Raw genomic sequence first — 17692 nt, 5'->3', positions numbered from 1 at the left:
GAAAAGAGTTAGAAAAGCGTTTGACAGACCGTGAGGATTCTCTATAATGCACCTCATCAAACGATGAACATGTTTTGAAAAGGGCGCTTAGCTCAGTTGGTAGAGCGTCTGCCTTACAAGCAGAATGTCGGCGGTTCGATCCCGTCAGCGCCCACCAAACCTTTTCAGCGTTAAGATATTTAGAGTGCAGCGGTAGTTCAGTTGGTTAGAATACCGGCCTGTCACGCCGGGGGTCGCGGGTTCGAGTCCCGTCCGCTGCGCCACTTTAAATCTTAATTCGTTTGAACCACAATAGCGACATTGTGTAAGTGCAGCGGTAGTTCAGTTGGTTAGAATACCGGCCTGTCACGCCGGGGGTCGCGGGTTCGAGTCCCGTCCGCTGCGCCATTTACATGATAGATCTTTTGAGGGCGCTTAGCTCAGTTGGTAGAGCGTCTGCCTTACAAGCAGAATGTCGGCGGTTCGATCCCGTCAGCGCCCACCATATTTTTTGCGATGCAGCGGTAGTTCAGTTGGTTAGAATACCGGCCTGTCACGCCGGGGGTCGCGGGTTCGAGTCCCGTCTGCTGCGCCATTTCAAAGAATATAATTGTTGTACCCTTTAAGGGCGCTTAGCTCAGTTGGTAGAGCGTCTGCCTTACAAGCAGAATGTCGGCGGTTCGATCCCGTCAGCGCCCACCATATCTTTATGATATTGGTTGTGTTTCGAAAGAAACTACGTGATGCAGCGGTAGTTCAGTTGGTTAGAATACCGGCCTGTCACGCCGGGGGTCGCGGGTTCGAGTCCCGTCCGCTGCGCCATTTATCTTAAAAATCTCTGTTCAAGAGAATGCCTTTAGAAAAATCTTCGATTTTTCTCTTGCGCTCAGACAAAGCTTCGCTTTGTTACTCTTCGCTCAGGGCGCTTAGCTCAGTTGGTAGAGCGTCTGCCTTACAAGCAGAATGTCGGCGGTTCGATCCCGTCAGCGCCCACCATATTCTTCTATAGAAACTTCTTTATCCAAAAGCTTGCCTAAATTTTCTGATTTACATAGAATCCGCTCTATAATAATTTTAATATTGTATGTGATCTATGAGAAATCCATATCAGCGCAAGGCAGCGTCTAAAACTCAAACTACAAATTACAATCCTCAAGAAACCTATAAACAATTTATTGAAAATATGGTCGCTCAAGGTGGCGTGATTGCGTTATATCAAGATGGTTGGGCACTTTGTGCGACACCTACAGGTCAGCGTTCCTTCGCCATTTGGCAAAACCGTGGTTTGGCACGTTTATTAATTAAAGACAATTGGTCCAATTATGAAATTCAGGAAATTTCATTAAAAGACTTTATCGAAAAAGTCATTCCGTTTTTACGTAGCGAGAGCACTACGGTGTCTTTAGATTTGACCCCGGAAGGGCAAAATATTTTGGTTGCACCTGAAAAGATGCTGTTAGATATTAAAAATTATTTATATCAAGTCTACCAGCAGCGACCAGAAATCTTTGAAAACCTTAAAATTCCTTTGCCACGTAGCATTCGTTTAAATTAATGGTTTATTTACAGCATAAAAAAGCCCTTGTTCACTAATCGAACAAGGGCTTTTTTTAATACTCATTGAGTACAAATCCGCTCAAAAAGGCAAAATATTCTCGTAGCCAAGAATTGTAGCGGATGTACAGCGGTGTTGGCGCTGCAATGGTATACACCTGTGTATAGCCTAGCTTTTGTGCAATTGCTTTTGCACGTGGGAGATGAAAATCACTACTGGCAATCGCAATGGGGGCATCAAGCGAAATCTGATGTCGTTTTAAAATCATTTTACTATTGATCAGATTGAATTCTGTACTGGTACTTCTGCTTTCTTCATATATGCGTGCGGCTGAAATATCATAGTGTTGAAGTAAATAGCGTTTCATGACAGAAGATTCGGTCATTTTTTCATTAAAGCCTAAACCACCGGTCATGATCACAATAGTATTGGGTTGTTGCAAGGCATACGGTGCTGCGGCATCAAGACGCGCCTTTAAGGTCGGAGAGGGTTGACCATTTTCAATACCACTACCCAAAACGATGATGGCTTGGACGGAAGTAAATGGCTTGGATTGCTGGCTATTGAAGTGTAAATACGCAAAAAACAGTAAAAGGCTCAATAGCCAAAGCCAAAACAACCACCATGTAGCACGCCAGAGCCTTTTGAGTTTAGGGTATTGATCTAAAATATTGTGGATTTGGGTTGAAAATAGTCCGGATAAAATAAAAATATACCCAATGACTAAGGGTAAAAGGATGCCTAAATGAATTTTATCTAATGTAAGTAACCAAATGGCATCTACGCAGAGCAGCAAGCCTACACAAAGCAGTAGTATTCTTTTCATGCAAAAAATTAAAGCAGTATTCGTATTTGGCCTAAGTATAGCGTGAAAAAAACCAGACACGAGGTCTGGTTTTGAGTTGGGACTATTTATGAGTAAACATCTTATTAATAAACATCACGGCGGTAGCGCCCAGCTTGACGCAGTTCAGCAACAACGTCTTCACCTAATATATCAATCAGTGCGTGGTCAACGTCCGTTGCCATACCGTTGATACTACCGCAAACGTAGATCACGGCACCTTGTTCTACCCATGATTTTAATAAGGTCGCATGGTCACGTAGCTCATGATGCACATAGCGTTTCTCCGCTTGATCACGAGAGAAGGTGAGGTCTATGCGTTGAACTAAGCCTGTGTTTTGCCATGCTTCAATGACGTCTTGATAAAAGAAATCATGTGCGCGTTGGCGCTCACCAAAAATCAGCCAGTTTTGCGTATAGTCTTGACGAACTCGTGTATGTAACAGGCTGAGTAAACCAGCAATACCTGTACCGTTACCAATACAAATCACAGGACGATTATCTGCAATCAGGTGGAATGATTCATTGGTGCGAATACGCAGTTGTAGTGTGCTATTGATCGCAGCATGTTGTGTTAACCACCCTGAGCCTAAGCCGAGCTCACCATCCGCATTGGATTGCTGACGCACCACTAAGCGTAATACTTGCTGACTTGGAATACTGGCAATCGAGTATTCACGAGTTGGAAGCGGTGGAAGCTGTTCAAGCAAATGATCAAGGTTGGCAAATGGTTCAACATCCGTATTTAGGTTACGATCCCATAATGCATCTTCAATACGTTGCTGAGTAGAATCAACCACTTGCTGACTTTGTATTTGGTACTTTTGCATGAAGTTTGCAATACGTTCAGCACTATTACCTGGTTGAATCTCTGCAATATCACCCGCTTGCCAATTGGCTTCATGTTGCGGTTTTAACTCAATATTAAATGCAGGGGCACCTAAACTGTTCGGGTTGAGTAAATCACGTTTGGTCAATGTCCATGCATCAAAAGTTTTTTCAATTTGCATGTGCTGAAGTTCAAGTTTAGTCGCTTTGGCTAAAGCGCTATTCCATGCTTGAATGGCTTGGGTGTCGCCATTATTGACTTCAATCGTGTTAAACAGGGGCTTCGCAGCATTACTCTGCATCCAACGATGAATCGCATGACCAAAGCTACAGAAAGTATCCGGATATTCTTCTGAACCTAAAGCTAATACGGCAAACTGAACATGACTCAAATCGAGGCCTTGTGCCATCAGTTTACGTTCAAAGCTTGAAGCAAGGTCAGGTGCTTCCCCAGTGCCATAGGTACTTGCAACAAATAAAACCTGAGCGGCTTGCGTTAAGTCATCTGCTGAAAGTTGCTGAACAGCTTTCACTGTGACAGGCTGACGAGCCTCTTGTAAGCTTGTTGCTGTACGCCATGCCAATTGTTCAGACTGACCTGTTTGTGATGCATAGCAAATTAACCAAGGCTGTGCATTTGGGTCGATGGTAACTGGTGCTAAGCTTTGACGGGCTTGCTGTGTCAGTTTTTTCTGTTTACGACGTTTGAGATAGAGCATCCATCCTGTGACAAAGAACAGCGGCATCATGAGGGATGCAATAACCACAAAGAACTGATAAATCGGTCCGAAGAAACTACCACGATGCACAGGCAACATGCTGGTCATGATTTTTTCATTCAACTTTTTATCTTCGTATAACTCGATATCGGTGAGTGCAGACGTTTGGTAGTTATAAGTCGCTTTGTTGCGAGCACGCTCATGTTGAGGGACTGCATCGACGAAGTTAATCTCTAATTCACCATTGGCTTTTTTCGGAATATTAAAAGTGACACTTGAGTATTCACGACCAATATTTTGATTAAAGCCGTTCCAACTTTGCGTAAGAGCAATATTTACTTGTTTAGGTTTTAGACCACGTTTTTCTCCGCGACCTTCAGCACCATGTTTATTTTCTTGAGCGCCATGTTCAGAGAGACCTGACGTTGCAGGATTGCTTTCAGAACGTGCTTGGTGTTCGCCATGAGTTTGTTTTGCCTCAGTGGCTTGTTTTTCACCACTTTGCTTTGCACCCGCCTGTTCAGCAGGTTGTCCATTCGGTTTTGGACGTTCTTGTAATTGCGGCTGTGGACGTTCAACGCCCATGACTTTAAACATGCCATTACGCCACCAGTCATAAGACCAGTACAGGCCTGTACATGCCAAAATGAGATAAAAAACAATCACCCATGTGCCGACGACAGCATGTAAATCCCATAGGAAATTACGTCCTTTGAGCTTTGGTTTAACTGCAAGCCATTGTTTAACAGAATGTCTCTTTGGCCAACGCAGATATAAACCACTCAATACAAAATAAATCAGCATCAGTGTACATGCGCCGGTAATTTGTTTACCAACAGGGCCAACAGTTAAATTACGGTGTAGTTGCTGTACAAACTGGAAGAATTTTTGACCTTTGATTTCAGGTAAAACTTCGGCTGTATAGGGGTTAACCATCATGTTATAGCCACGACGAGCACCTTCTTTGACAATATTCACGGTACTTGAGGCGGTAGCATCTGAGGCAATAGAGATGCTGTTAATTTTCATGTCAGGATCAGACTGACTAAAGTGCTGATAAAGCTCAGCAGGGGTTAGTTTGGGCTGCTGTTGAGCCTGAACCACATAGCTGTCCTGATTGATTGCTTTAAGTATTTGCTGTTCATAGGAATAAATGGCACCTGTAACCCCCATGAGCGAGAGTATTAAGCCGGCACTAATCCCCAAGAACCAGTGAATCTGGAAAAGGGTTTTCTTAAACATGATGGATTTAATATTGATAAAAGGTTGCTGAATTGCGACGAATTATAAACGATGATGTAGTAGAGAATGTGGAAAAAGTAAGTAATATTCATTCTCATTATTGTAATTATCAATGATCATTTGAAAATTAAACAGATAAAAAAACCTCCAAAAAACGGAGGTTTTTTATACACAAATGTCTGTTTGGCTTAAATAGCTTTAGCAGGGCCTACAGTTTCATTTAAGTGCTTACGAATGGTTGAAAATGGAAACTTCTTACTATCCATACGTTTAGGCAAGATGTATGCACCGTCTTGACCCTTCACTTTAAAGTTTAAAAGGATGAAGTCTTTGGTGTCATACCATTCATGAATGTCTTTCCAACCGACAGTCATCGTCCCCATGTTTGCGCCCATACGTTGCTGCATAGAGATCCCATGCGGCTGAACACCCATACGAATGCCTTTGATTTCTTGTACAGGGACTTCATTCAGTTTGCGTTTCGCATACCATTCGATACCGAATTTACGCACAAGGAAGTAAATCACAACACAGACAATAGCTACCCAGCAAAATACTGTTGAATAGTTCTTAATAAAGATGAGGCCCAAGAGTGCCAGTGTAAGAATGGCACCCATAATTAGCCATGCTTTTTTGCCAATTTTGAAGTTACTGCGAGACAGAACAAGTTGAGCATAGCGTTGTTCTTCTTCAGAAATTTCATAAGCCACTGGCTCTAGCGTGTAGGCGTATAAATTTTTTGCGGTCATAGTGAAAGTAACAGATTTAAAACTGTAAAAAGTTTAGCATTATTTATACCAATTCAGTGAGTATATTGTTCCAAAATCATCCAAATTATAGCGAAGCCAGTTCAGTCGATGCTTGATCATGCTCATGACTGAGATTTTGTTTCAATTGGCTAAATTGGTTCAACACGTTAAACATCAACGAAAGCTGTTGTAGCACGATCAAGGATTTTTGATCTTCCTCACTATTTTGTGACAACCGCTGACGGATTTCTTGCAACATATTTTGCGCCGTTAAGTCCGGTACTTCGTCTCGCAGTAATGCACCTTGAATGTCATCCGTGGCTTTATCCAGCAAATTTAAGACCTGTTGATCTTGAATTTTTTCACGATGCGCACCTAAGGCTGCGATATAACTAATAAAGGTATGATTGAGACACAAAAACTCAAAGGCCAAAGCTTTTTGAGTCGGATCGGTATCGGGTTCGGTGGCTAAAGTGGAAATCAGTGAAGCCACTTCTGCATCTGTATTGTGGGCTGCACGACGGACCACACGATAATTCAACCCGTTATTACGACCAGATTTGTATTGTTCAACCACTTCGACCAAATAATCACACTGCGCTTGAATCGAACGGCTGATGGTTCGAGGCAGGCGACGGAATTTCCAATCTGGGAAAATGAAACTCACACCAAACCATGCCAAGGCACAACCAATCAGTGTATCAATCATACGCGGCATAGCTGCGGCAAAACCCATGCCATCTAAGTTAAAGTTGATCAGCGCCAAAATCGTAATAAACGCAGTGGCTTGTGCATATTGCTTACTGCGTAATTCAAAAAACAGCACGCCACTTAAAATGAGCAGTAATAACTGACCTTCGACAGAAGGGACAAAATATAAAATTGAATAACCTAAAATAATCCCGACCAATGTGCCAATGATACGTAAATAGAGGCGGCGCTTGGTGGCGTTAAAGTTCGGCTGGCTGACAAACAGGGCAGTCAATAAAATCCAATAGCCATAACTGATATTGGTCACTTGGACAAAAATATAACCAATAAATAACACGGTCGATAAACGCACAGCATGACGGAACAGCACCGATTCAGGGCTCAAATGTTGTTTGAATCGAATGACGATGTCGTCCCAACCTTTTAAATCATCATCTTTTAAACGATTTTCAATCAGGGCTTGTCGGTCAATATAACGCTCGGTTTCGACATTACGTAATTGCGCATCGATGCCTTTTAGGTTTTGGTATAAAGCAAATAAAGAGTTGATCCAAACTTCATCATATTTTTGCTCTTCACGCAGCTTTTCGAGTGACAGTTTTAGATTGTGGAATGCATGTTTAAAGCGTTGATTATGATGATAGGGTTTTCGCTGTAAGATGCTAATACTCAAATCTTTACAGGCTTTGCCTTGAATCGAGAGCACGCGTTGAAAGCGAAATAAAATATCACTATGTTCAAAAATACGGGTCAATTTTTGATAATCAATATGTGCGGAATCGGCACGTTCATGAATGTCTTGCGCTACAAAATAATATTGCAGGCTACGACGCGTATCTTTTTGTCCACGGTCACCTTTTAAACGCGTTAATAAGGCCGTTTTCATATCGTTGAAAATGCCAATTAATTTGCCATTTTCTAGCGATAGCTCAATCAAACTTTGCTGATAACTTTCCGGTGTCATATCGACATCAAACAAGTTAGATTTTGCAAATAAGAAGTCACCCAGAGACGAATAGCTTTGCGCCAATTTGTCCTGAACTTGGCGTACAGGAAACAGTAGAAAGCTCAAGGTAGAGAGCAGTCCATACCAGATCGCACCGATGACCAATAAACCTGCTTGTGTATACCAATTTTCAAAAAGTTCGACCCCAAGCATGGAATACACGGAGATCACCAAACAGCCATAAGAAATGGTGGCATAGCGACGACCCAATGAACCCAAAAGAATCCAACCGATACAAGAAACGATCAGCCCCAAAGCAAATAAAATCGGATGCGGGAACAACAGATAAATGGATACCGCAGTAACAAAGAACCCAATATAGGTATAAATTTGATTGAGCACGCGGACTGAAAAGCGGTCATCGATATCACTTAGACCTGCGGCAACCACACCCAAAGTGAGGGGAATGGTCATCAATTGCTGATCTAAAAAATATGGGACAAAGGCTGTTCCTGCGAAGGCAATGACCATGCGCAAGTTATACATAAAGGTCGTGTTATAGGTTGCTTGTTTCAGTCGTGCGAGCCAGGCGTTCAAAATTTTTCCTTTGCTAAAGCGATGGGACAGTAAGCAATGTGTATCGTGTGAATTTTCACATTGAAGCCAAGAAATAATACTATGTGCAGTGTAAACTTGTCTGCAAAACTTGCTTGCGATAAATGAATTATTCTTATGAAAAGCGTCGAATCACAAAAGGAATTTTCTCAACGCTGGATCGTCTTATTGGCGTTGCTGACTGCTTTGGGGCCACTTTCAATCGATATGTATTTGCCTGCTTTACCTCAAATGGCCGATGATTTTGGTGTCACAACCCAACAAGTGGCCAATAGTCTTCCTGCGTATTTCTTGGGTTTGGCGATTGGGCAGTTAATTTATGGGCCAGTCAGCGACCGTATTGGGCGTAAAACACCGCTATATTTCGGTTTGGTTTTATATATTTGTGCCAGTTTTCTGTGTGTCTTTGCCAAAAGTGAATGGAGCTTGATCGCGGCTCGCGTTTTGCAAGCCTTGGGTGGCTGTGTTGGTGTGGTGATTGCCCGTGCAGCAATTCGTGATCGCTTAAGTATGCAAGCTTCTGCTCAAGCCTTTGCCAGTATGATGATCGTGACAACAATTGCACCGATCATTGCACCTACTTTAGGCGCATGGGTATTGCAGGTGTTTGAATGGCAATACATATTTGCGGTATTGGTACTTGTCGGTATTTTTTGTCTTTTCTGCGTACATTTTTTCTTTCAAGAAACCCTGCCTGTTGAGCGACGCTTAAAATTAAGTTTGAAACAAGTCTTAGGTTTATATGGTGCGATTGTACAGGACGAAACTTTCCGTAAACCGATGCTCACAGGCTGTTTTTCTGGCGCAATTTTATTTTGTTATATCAGTGGCTCATCTGCCATTTTAATGGATGGTTATGGTCTGAGCCAACAGCAATTTGCTTATGTATTTGGGGCGAATGCTTTAGGGATTATGGTGTTTTCAACCCTCAATAAGAAACTTGCAAATCGACTGGATGTTCGCCATCGTTTGCAATTGGGTAATGCACTCCAATTGTGTGGTGTGCTGATCTTATTGGCGGCAGGATTATTTAATCTTTCCTCTATCATTGTTGTAATGTTGGGCATGTTCTTATGTGTTGCTTCAATCGGCTTCACTGGTCCAAATGCGATGGCATTGGCGATGTCTGAACAAGGCTCACGAGCTGGCACAGCCAGTGCAATCATGGGAAGTATGCAATTTGCCTGTGGTCTATTGGCCGGAGTGTTTTTGAACTTTTTAGTATGGTCAGCGCTAATCAATATGGCTCTGATTATGCTGCTATTTGTGGTTGTTGCAATGTTCACCATGCGTAGTTTAAAAGCTTCAGCCATGGGTTGAACTAAATGCAGGTGATGACGTTTAGCAGGTCTGACTTAAACGTCGGTCATCAACGTACGTGTATTATTGATCAAATATCCGCGTCACTCATTATAAATGTTCATCATTCATAACTTTCAATGAGGGCGCTATTTATCGCACCTTGAGCTCAATTGCTGTTTGCTCGAAATTTATCTCTAAACCATCATCCACTTGAAAATAAAAAGTGAAACGGTGGATCGCTGTTGTCCCACTCGAATGAAATAGAGCAACTGATAAATAAGTATTATTTGCATTAAACACAGTGCTTTATGCTGAATCAATATATTGTGAATGTTTCTATCGGTAATATGTCGGATTTTATCGTTTTTATGACATACCTATAGGGTATGGATTTTTACCTTTAAGGTATGGGGGTTGAGCTTTTTTGCCATCTGAATCGGCTAAGTCTGAATTTTAACTAAATATTTCAGTCTATTTTCAGTGATGGATTCAGCGTTTTTGCTTTTTGCTTTCAAGTATTTCGTTATTAAGGGCTGCAAGTTGGGACTTTAATGCGACTAAAGCACGGATATGCAGCTTGAAATTTGTCCGCTCAAATAGGCGAATAACAAAGCGCCCAGAGTTAGGGCATACAACAATGACAGGACAATAGAGAGCTTAGGATGAAAACTCAAACTGTATTCCACCCAATGAAAACCCTTGTTGTTGCCATGAGTTTGGCAACGGTCTCAATGACTCATGCAGGCAGCAATACTTCTGAAATTGAACAATTACGTGCAGAAGTTGCAGAACTGAAAAGTTTGATTAAAGCGCAGCAGCAAGTTCAACAACAGCAACAAACAGAGATTCAGCAAGTTAAAGCGCGTCCTGTTGCACCACCATCACCACCAGCTACTCCAGCTGCAAGCTTAAAATCTAAAACAGGTGCAGATGTAAGTCTTTACGGTTTTGTTCGTGGTGATGCGAACTACATCATCGAAGGTGCTGATGATGACTTCAACAAAATTGCGTCTACAGATGGCAATACAAAAGATAAACTACGTGCGACAGCAAAAACCACACGTTTTGGTTTAGATTTTACAGCACCCGTCGGTGGTGATGATAAAGTGGGCGGTAAAATCGAGGTCGATTTCAATGGAAGTGGCGAAACTATTCGTCTACGTCATGGTTATTTAACCTTTAACAACTGGTTATTTGGTCAGACCACATCAAACTTCTTGTCTAGCCATGCACCAGAAATGATTGATTTTGCTACTAACGTGGGCGGTGGTACAACTCGTTTGCCACAAGTGCGTTACAACGTAAAACTTGCACCGCAAACACAATTATTTGTAGCTGCTGAAGAAGGTGATAGTAAAGCTCAAGCACTGACTACCAAAACAGCGGGCACGCCTCCTGTAAGTAATACAACGCTTGAGGATTCAACAGTCAAATATAGCTTACCAGCGTTGACAGCTAAACTGACTCAAGGTTATGCGGATGGTAAGGGGAATGCATCTGCACGTGCGCTTGTGGAACATCATAAAGTTCAAGGCGGTAATGATGATGAATTAGGGTGGGGTTTGGCAGCTGGTACAACGTTTGATGTGACGAAACAGCTAAAAATTAATGGTGATGTATCTTATGTAGAAGGGAACAGCAACTATTTATATGGCTCAAATACCGCATATGTTGTTGATGCTAATGGGGATATTGAGCAGAATAAATTTACCGCAGTACAAATCGGTGCAACCTATAAGTTTAATGAAAAGTTGCGTTCAACTTTAGCTTATGGTGCATTATTTGCTGATGAAGATACAGATTATGCAAAAGCATTTAAAGATGTTGGAAATAACTCTGCAAACAAAGAAGTACAGCAAGCTTGGTTAAATGTGATTTATACACCAGTGAAACCAATTGATTTAGGTGTTGAATATGTGAATGGTAAACGTGAAGCGTTTACAGGGAAAACATATAAAGATAACCGCGTTGGCTTAATGGCTAAATATAGCTTCTAAGCTCAAATTCCGATTCTAATCGATCAAAAAAGCCTGACTCAGTTCAGGCTTTTTTTGTTTAAAAAGGTGGATGTTTCAACGCAAATGAACTCACAGTACTAAGTAGATGGATTCACGAAATCGCCTGAGTCATGATGTCGTACTGGTTAAGGCAGGCGTTGAACCACGTACAGTGTATAGATCACGCTTAAATGTTTAATATTTTATATAGATAAAAAATACGAATGCATTTAAATAAAAACAATTGGATATAACTTTAAATTATAGAAAAATTAACTTTTTGTAATAAAAAGTACTGAAATTTTATTGTTCAGGCTGCATAATGTGCGACTTTTCAGAAATAGTGCGAAACAGTACAGACATACACAATGTTCTGTCATTAAATTTGCTTCATTTGAGGCTGTTTCTCAATTTAAAACTTTTAGCGATTTGTTAGTCATTTTGAGTTGATTTTTAAAGCTCAGACTTACTTATTTGAATCAGATGATGAATATTTTTCAAACTCTTTAGCTTGAGTCGTTTAATTGCATTATTGATTTGAAATTACAAAATGTAGTTGTATTTCAGACCATAAAGGCAGCTAATGCTGATAGAAGAGCTTTAAAAATATTCAAATAATTTTGGACAAATTATATGGAATTTAGTTTTAACGCGTTTTATACCTTAATCGCAGCGGTAATTGTGCTTTTGTTGGGACGGTTTCTTGTTAATCGTATTGGTTTTTTAGGCCGATATAACATTCCAGAGCCTGTTGCCGGTGGTTTAGTTGCAGCGATTATTTCTTTAGTAGTGCACAGTCTTTGGGGCTATAGCATTACAACGAGTAGTGAATTACAAACGAGTTTCATGCTGATTTTCTTTGCATCCATTGGTTTAAGCGCAAACTTTGCCAAATTGAAAGAAGGAGGAATTGGTCTTGTTATTTTTCTGGTAGCCGTTGCTTCTTTCATTGTTGTGCAGGATGTCGTTGGTATCAGTCTTGCCACTTTATTGGGTATTGATCCACTGATTGGTTTGATTGCAGGTTCAATTACGTTGACAGGTGGTCATGGTACAGCTGGTGCATGGGGTGAAATTCTTGAAGTTGAACACGGTATACAAGGTGCATTAGCTTTAGGTATGGCAAGTGCAACTTTTGGTTTAATCATTGGTGGTATTATTGGTGGCCCATTAGCTAAGTTGCTAATTAATCGTTATCGCCTAGCAACTCCGCGCACGAATGAGCAAATTGAGCGTAGTGATAACACACCACTAGCTGATATTAATTCAACAGAATATGTACCGTTTGAATATCCGCATCGAGTTCGTCTTATTACAGCAGATAATGCAATTACCACATTAGGTTTATTTGCAGGGTGTTTAGCATTTGCGGACTTCATGACAGGTTTTAGTAAAGGTACTGTATTTGAATTACCGACATTTGTTTGGGCACTGGCTGGTGGTGTAATTTTGCGAAATGTACTGGAAGGTATTTTCCGTATACAAATTTTCGACCGCGCTATCGATGTATTTGGTAATGCATCTCTATCTTTGTATTTGGCGATGGCATTGTTGTCATTAAAGTTATGGCAATTATCCGATCTCGCTGGCCCACTTGTAGTCATTTTGGGTGCACAAACGCTGACGATGGCTTTGTATGCTGCTTTTGTGACTTTCCGTGTCATGGGTAAAAACTATGATGCTGCTGTTTTATCAGCAGGTCACTGTGGTTTTGGTATGGGTGCAACGCCGACGGCTGTGGCAAATATGCAAGCGGTTACAAATATGTATGGCCCTTCACATAAGGCATTTTTAATTGTACCGCTATGTGGTGCATTCTTTGTTGACTTAATTAATGCGACGGTTATTCAGTTAATTCTCAAATTTTTCGCTTAATTCTACAAAGGCTCTAAATTAGAGCCTTTGTTTTTGTATTCGCATTTTAGGTATTGATTATGGATGAACAATTAAATGCAACTCTCATGGGCTGGGTCAAAGTTTTTAATGATCCACTTTGGGATTTCTTAGTCGTATTTTTAGTGGCTGTTGGTATTTTCTATACCTTAATCACTGGCGCAGTCCAGATTCGTCTATTTTTTCATAGTATTAAAGTGATGAAATCTAGCCGTAAAGAAGGCGATGATGAACATGGGATTACACCATTCCAAGCCTTTGTGACAGGGTTAGCCAGTCGTGTCGGTGTAGGTAACGTTGCAGGTGTTGCAATTGCGATTGCGATTGGTGGGCCTGGTGCGGTGTTTTGGATGTGGTTTACCGCATTTTTAGGCATGAGTTCAGCATTTGTGGAATCTTCACTTGCACAGCTCTTTAAAGTGCGTGATACGCAAAATCAGCAATTCCGTGGTGGACCAGCGTATTACATTACACAAGGTTTAAAGCAAAAGTGGTTGGGTGTGGTTTTTGCCATCGCGCTGATTTCAACCTATGGTTTTGTCTTTAATGCGGTGCAAGCCAATGCGATTACAGGTGCGACCTCACATGCGTGGGGCTGGGATAAAGCCAACATCATTTTAGACTTAGGTGGTTTCGGTTTTGAAATCTCTTGGGTGGGCTTATTCTTGGTGCTCATAACTGCGCTGATTATTTTTGGCGGGATTAAACGGATCGCCAAAGTTGCAGAAAGATTTGTGCCCTTTATGGCTTTGCTTTATCTCGCAGTTGCTTTCTATGTTGCATTTGCTAACTTTGCGATTCTCCCAGATATTTTCCAGTTAATATTCAGCAAAGCATTTGAGTTTGATGCTGCAGCTGGTGGTTTCTTCGGTGCTATGGTTTCTATGGCGATGATGCAAGGCATTAAGCGTGGATTATTCTCAAACGAAGCGGGTATGGGTTCTGCTCCGAATGCTGCGGCAGCATCAGATGTTAAACACCCGGTCAATCAAGGCCTAGTTCAGATGCTCGGTGTCTTTGTCGATACATTTGTCGTGTGTACCTGTACGGCGATCATTATTTTGGCATCTGGCTTGTATGAAAATGCAGGCTTTGAAGGCGTTGCTTTGACGCAAATGGCGCTTGAAAGCCAGATTGGCGCATGGGGAGATGACTTCCTTGCTATTATCTTGTTCTTATTCGCTTATTCTTCAGTAATCGGTAACTATGCTTATGCTGAAGGTAATGTGCAGTTTATCAATAACAATCCTAAGGTCATGTTTGTATTCCGTGTATTCGTCCTGATGATGGTGTACTTTGGCTCAATCATGAGTGTGCCTCTGATTTGGAACTTAGCGGATCTCTTCATGGGCGTGATGGCGAGTATTAACCTCTTTGCAATTTTATTGCTGACTCCATTCTTATTGATGTTGATGAAAGACTACACCTCACAGTTAAAACGTGGTGTAAAAGAGCCAGTGTTTAAGATGGATGAACATCCAAAATATAAGGATCGTGTTAATTCCGATATTTGGTAAAGTCAAAAATTAACTTTAAAAAGCTCCGTTGTCGGGGCTTTTTTTGCTAGATAAGGGCTTGAATCCTGATGTGGAAATTCTGCTAGACATTGAAATTTTGACAGCCAATGACTTTCTAGGTTGTATGTCAATATAATGTGCATCGGTCAGAGGCATTAACGAATAATAACAGTGACGTGAATGCGGACTGATTAGACTACTTTTTCTCTTCAAATATCGAGTTGCATTTGGAATATCTCTCAATGAAAAGCATAACTGTTTTGATGACTGCATTCGCAATCAGCCTTGTGGGTTGTCAAAGTGTGGGCTCAAAAACGGTCAGCGCTGAAACAACCGCACAAATTCGGACTTATACAGCAGCACCTGCACAGGTGGCGAATAACCGCATTGACTTTAAAAAAGTGAAAAAGCAGGAAAAGCGTCCGATTGTTGCTTTGGTTTTAGGGAGTGGTGGGGCACGTGGTTATGCACACATTGGCGCCATTCAGATACTTGAACAGCAGGGAATACACCCAGATTTCATTGTTGGAACCAGTGCGGGTAGCATTGTGGGTTCAATCTATGCATCAGGTAAAAGTGCCAATGAGTTAAGAGATATCGCCTTAAATATGAAAGCCAATGATGTTCGAGAAATACGCTTGGACAAAAAAGGCTTTTTTGACGGTAAAAAAGTTGAAGATTATATCAATGAGCAAGTTGATGACGTGCCTTTAGAGTTGCTAAAAACCCCAATGTATGTGGTGGCAACCGAGTTAAAGAATGGCAAAAAAGTCGTGTTCAACTATGGCAATACGGGGCAGGCTGTTCGTGCTTCGGTGTCGATTCCGAGCATGTTTATTCCAACGATTATTGAAGACACAGAATATGTCGATGGTGGCTTGGTCAGCCCTGTTCCTGTGGACGTTGCACGCGATTTAGGGGCGGATATTATTATTGCGGTGGATATTTTGGCACGACCGATTCATACCGAAACGTCGAATGTTTGGGGCTTGTTTAACCAAAATATCAATATTATGCAAAATCGTTTAGCTCAAGAAGAACTCAAGCGAGCAGACATTGTGATTCAACCTGATTTACGTGAAAAAGCACATATATTTGATGTAAAAGGTCGTGAAGCGACGATGCTTGCAGGTGAAGAGGCAACCTTAGAAAAACTTGGAGAGATTTCTCGGGTTTATGCTGAACATCAATATAGCAAGGGACATCATATTCCTTATTTAGCAGCCAAAGACTAGGTTGGTACGATCCGTAAATTGACATGCATCCTGTTCACCTAGCAGGGTGCATTTTTATTTCAGCTAAGCATTTTAATTTTTGCTCTCAGCTCTTCCCATGCTCAATAGTATCTAGTAATCATTAATATATTGGATGTTGATTGGTTTTAGGTCTTAATCAAAAGATTTGCCAAATATAAAAATCGTAATAATAAGAAAATATACAGTTAATTATTTGAAATTAATTAAGAAAATCATATTAATTGGTTTTACGTAGATTTTAAGAGTATATACCTATATTAGCGTTTTTATTCATGTGCTTACGTTTACCAATACTGTTGAAGTGTTTAGAATATCATCAGGTTATTAATACTTAAAACCAATAAATATTTTAAAGGTGGCTGTAGATGAAAACGCTTGATGTAGGACAAAAAGTAAAGCTTGCGATGATGGAAGAGAGCGTATTTATTGTCACTCATGTACATGTAGATAACTCTTACACGCTAGAAAGTACCAATGATGGTGGACAAAAAACCAGCTATGACAACGTATCTTTCGAGATGTTAAAAGTCTTAGAAGATTAAGTTTAATGCCGTGCTATGTTGAATCGATGAACAACGCGTTTTAATGAATATGTTTTAAATATAAAACACAGCATAGCTTGGATTAAAAAAAATTGATAGATAGCGCGATAACTACTTGTTTATCGGGTGTATATCGTTATCAATATATATTTTACTGAATGATGGTATGATCACTATAAATAATAATGATGGTTTTTTTGCCGATTTGAACATTTAATTTTGATTAAAATCTATATAATAATCACATTAATCATTGTTATATCACGAGTCTAGAGAAACAAGATGTCCCCATTAGATCAAATTGCGAATGCACTAGACGACCAGTCAGAATTATCGATGTCAGTTTTAATGACTCCTGACATGGCGAATTTTTCGGGTAATGTGCATGGTGGAACGATTCTAAAATTGTTAGACCAAGTCGCGTATGCTTGTGCAAGTCGCTATTCTGGTAGCTACGTGGTGACACTATCAGTTGATAAAGTGAATTTTAAAGAACCAATTCACGTGGGTGAGTTAGTGACTTTCCTTGCAAGTGTGAACCATGTAGGTCGTACTTCTATGGAAATTGGTATTCGTGTTGAAGCGCAGAACATTCAAAAACGTACAGTGCGTCATACCAATAGTTGCTATTTCACAATGGTCGCTGTTGATGATCAAGGTAAACCGAAACAAATTCCGGCATTGAATTTAGATAATGACTGGAAACGTTGTCGTTTCGAAGCTGCGGAACATCGTAAAGTGGCACGTTTACAGGAAAATCATCATCCTTCTTGCAGTATTTATAAAAAATCGACACAAAGCTAATCGCTTGGGTGGCTGAATATTTGAAAAGATCGCTTAGGCGATCTTTTTTTAATCTGAAATTCGTTTGGAGAGTGCAGTTGGGATTTGAATTCCGAGTGTGCGACTAAAGTTTATTCTTCACAGCTCAGTTAATGATAGTCATTCAGTCCAATACTGTTTAATATAAAACGATACGTAGCGTTTCGTTTTTAAA

General features: G+C 40.8%; 12 protein-coding genes and 8 tRNA genes. 16 read left to right on the top strand and 4 right to left on the bottom strand.

Annotated elements, in window-relative coordinates; all coding sequences use genetic code 11:
- Positions 1-81 precede the first annotated feature (81 nt).
- The 9 genes from FTU64_RS04380 to FTU64_RS04340 all read left to right on the top strand — a co-directional run bounded on the left by FTU64_RS04380 (position 82) and on the right by FTU64_RS04340 (position 1534).
- A tRNA-Val gene (locus tag FTU64_RS04380) sits at positions 82-157 on the top strand.
- A 29-nt stretch (positions 158-186) separates the two neighbouring features.
- Positions 187-263 (top strand) — tRNA-Asp (locus tag FTU64_RS04375).
- Between the two features lie 47 nt (positions 264-310).
- Positions 311-387, top strand: a tRNA-Asp gene (locus tag FTU64_RS04370).
- Between the two features lie 21 nt (positions 388-408).
- Positions 409-484, top strand: a tRNA-Val gene (locus tag FTU64_RS04365).
- 13 nt (positions 485-497) lie between these two features.
- Positions 498-574, top strand: a tRNA-Asp gene (locus tag FTU64_RS04360).
- 31 nt (positions 575-605) lie between these two features.
- A tRNA-Val gene (locus FTU64_RS04355) sits at positions 606-681 on the top strand.
- Between the two features lie 43 nt (positions 682-724).
- Positions 725-801 (top strand) — tRNA-Asp (locus tag FTU64_RS04350).
- Positions 802-899: 98 nt separating this feature from the next.
- Positions 900-975: transfer RNA gene (locus FTU64_RS04345), tRNA-Val, on the top strand.
- 97 nt (positions 976-1072) lie between these two features.
- Positions 1073-1534 (top strand): DUF2750 domain-containing protein, encoded by a 462-nt coding sequence (locus FTU64_RS04340; RefSeq protein WP_078191441.1) that lies wholly within the window; start codon positions 1073-1075, stop codon positions 1532-1534.
- A 55-nt stretch (positions 1535-1589) separates the two neighbouring features.
- Here the strand turns inward: FTU64_RS04340 and FTU64_RS04335 are convergent, their stop codons facing one another.
- From FTU64_RS04335 to yccS, 4 genes are all read right to left on the bottom strand, one after another.
- On the bottom strand, positions 1590-2360 hold the full coding sequence (locus FTU64_RS04335) for a YdcF family protein (protein ID WP_180059289.1): 771 nt from the start codon (positions 2358-2360) through the stop codon (positions 1590-1592).
- Between the two features lie 104 nt (positions 2361-2464).
- Positions 2465-5167, bottom strand: a complete 2703-nt coding sequence (locus tag FTU64_RS04330; protein ID WP_180059288.1) for a sulfite reductase flavoprotein subunit alpha — start codon at positions 5165-5167, stop codon at positions 2465-2467.
- A 188-nt stretch (positions 5168-5355) separates the two neighbouring features.
- A complete protein-coding gene (locus FTU64_RS04325) occupies positions 5356-5916 on the bottom strand; it encodes a YcxB family protein (protein WP_180059287.1) in 561 nt (186 codons plus the stop codon).
- 85 nt (positions 5917-6001) lie between these two features.
- A complete protein-coding gene (gene yccS / locus FTU64_RS04320) occupies positions 6002-8170 on the bottom strand; it encodes a YccS family putative transporter (RefSeq protein WP_180059286.1) in 2169 nt (722 codons plus the stop codon).
- A 135-nt stretch (positions 8171-8305) separates the two neighbouring features.
- Between yccS and FTU64_RS04315 the strand changes: the two genes are divergently transcribed.
- From FTU64_RS04315 to FTU64_RS04285, 7 genes are all read left to right on the top strand, one after another.
- Positions 8306-9508 carry a multidrug effflux MFS transporter gene (locus FTU64_RS04315; RefSeq protein ID WP_180059285.1) on the top strand — a complete coding sequence of 401 codons (1203 nt, stop codon included), beginning with the start codon at positions 8306-8308 and terminating at the stop codon, positions 9506-9508.
- 644 nt (positions 9509-10152) lie between these two features.
- Positions 10153-11487: a DcaP family trimeric outer membrane transporter gene (locus tag FTU64_RS04310; RefSeq protein WP_180059284.1), complete on the top strand. Its 1335-nt coding sequence runs from the start codon at positions 10153-10155 to the stop codon at positions 11485-11487.
- Positions 11488-12120: 633 nt separating this feature from the next.
- Complete coding sequence (gene gltS / locus FTU64_RS04305) at positions 12121-13362, top strand: sodium/glutamate symporter (RefSeq protein WP_180059283.1); 1242 nt, start codon at positions 12121-12123, stop codon at positions 13360-13362.
- Positions 13363-13421: 59 nt separating this feature from the next.
- Complete coding sequence (locus FTU64_RS04300) at positions 13422-14897, top strand: sodium:alanine symporter family protein (RefSeq protein WP_180025826.1); 1476 nt, start codon at positions 13422-13424, stop codon at positions 14895-14897.
- A 242-nt stretch (positions 14898-15139) separates the two neighbouring features.
- Positions 15140-16132, top strand: coding sequence for a patatin-like phospholipase family protein (locus tag FTU64_RS04295; RefSeq protein WP_180005304.1), 993 nt, complete (start codon positions 15140-15142; stop codon positions 16130-16132).
- Positions 16133-16518: 386 nt separating this feature from the next.
- A complete protein-coding gene (locus FTU64_RS04290; RefSeq protein ID WP_171262670.1) occupies positions 16519-16695 on the top strand; it encodes a hypothetical protein in 177 nt (58 codons plus the stop codon).
- A gap of 282 nt (positions 16696-16977) precedes the next feature.
- Positions 16978-17499: an acyl-CoA thioesterase gene (locus FTU64_RS04285; protein ID WP_078191431.1), complete on the top strand. Its 522-nt coding sequence runs from the start codon at positions 16978-16980 to the stop codon at positions 17497-17499.
- Positions 17500-17692 lie beyond the last annotated feature (193 nt).

The organism is Acinetobacter sp. YH12128 (assembly GCF_013418655.1).
In the GTDB taxonomy this organism is placed as follows: domain Bacteria; phylum Pseudomonadota; class Gammaproteobacteria; order Pseudomonadales; family Moraxellaceae; genus Acinetobacter; species Acinetobacter amyesii.
This window is presented reverse-complemented; position numbering and strand designations above follow the sequence as displayed.

Bases quoted from the DNA above. Each gene is read 5' to 3' on its own strand.
- FTU64_RS04325 (WP_180059287.1), bottom strand. From the start codon at position 5,916: ATGACCGCAAAAAATTTATACGCCTACACGCTAGAGCCAGTGGCTTAT.
- FTU64_RS04285 (WP_078191431.1), top strand. From the start codon at position 16,978: ATGTCCCCATTAGATCAAATTGCGAATGCACTAGACGACCAGTCAGAA.
- FTU64_RS04315 (WP_180059285.1), top strand. From the start codon at position 8,306: ATGAAAAGCGTCGAATCACAAAAGGAATTTTCTCAACGCTGGATCGTC.
- FTU64_RS04300 (WP_180025826.1), top strand. From the start codon at position 13,422: ATGGATGAACAATTAAATGCAACTCTCATGGGCTGGGTCAAAGTTTTT.
- FTU64_RS04295 (WP_180005304.1), top strand. From the start codon at position 15,140: ATGAAAAGCATAACTGTTTTGATGACTGCATTCGCAATCAGCCTTGTG.
- FTU64_RS04340 (WP_078191441.1), top strand. From the start codon at position 1,073: ATGAGAAATCCATATCAGCGCAAGGCAGCGTCTAAAACTCAAACTACA.
- FTU64_RS04330 (WP_180059288.1), bottom strand. From the start codon at position 5,167: ATGTTTAAGAAAACCCTTTTCCAGATTCACTGGTTCTTGGGGATTAGT.
- FTU64_RS04335 (WP_180059289.1), bottom strand. From the start codon at position 2,360: ATGAAAAGAATACTACTGCTTTGTGTAGGCTTGCTGCTCTGCGTAGAT.
- FTU64_RS04290 (WP_171262670.1), top strand. From the start codon at position 16,519: ATGAAAACGCTTGATGTAGGACAAAAAGTAAAGCTTGCGATGATGGAA.
- gltS (WP_180059283.1), top strand. From the start codon at position 12,121: ATGGAATTTAGTTTTAACGCGTTTTATACCTTAATCGCAGCGGTAATT.
- FTU64_RS04310 (WP_180059284.1), top strand. From the start codon at position 10,153: ATGAAAACTCAAACTGTATTCCACCCAATGAAAACCCTTGTTGTTGCC.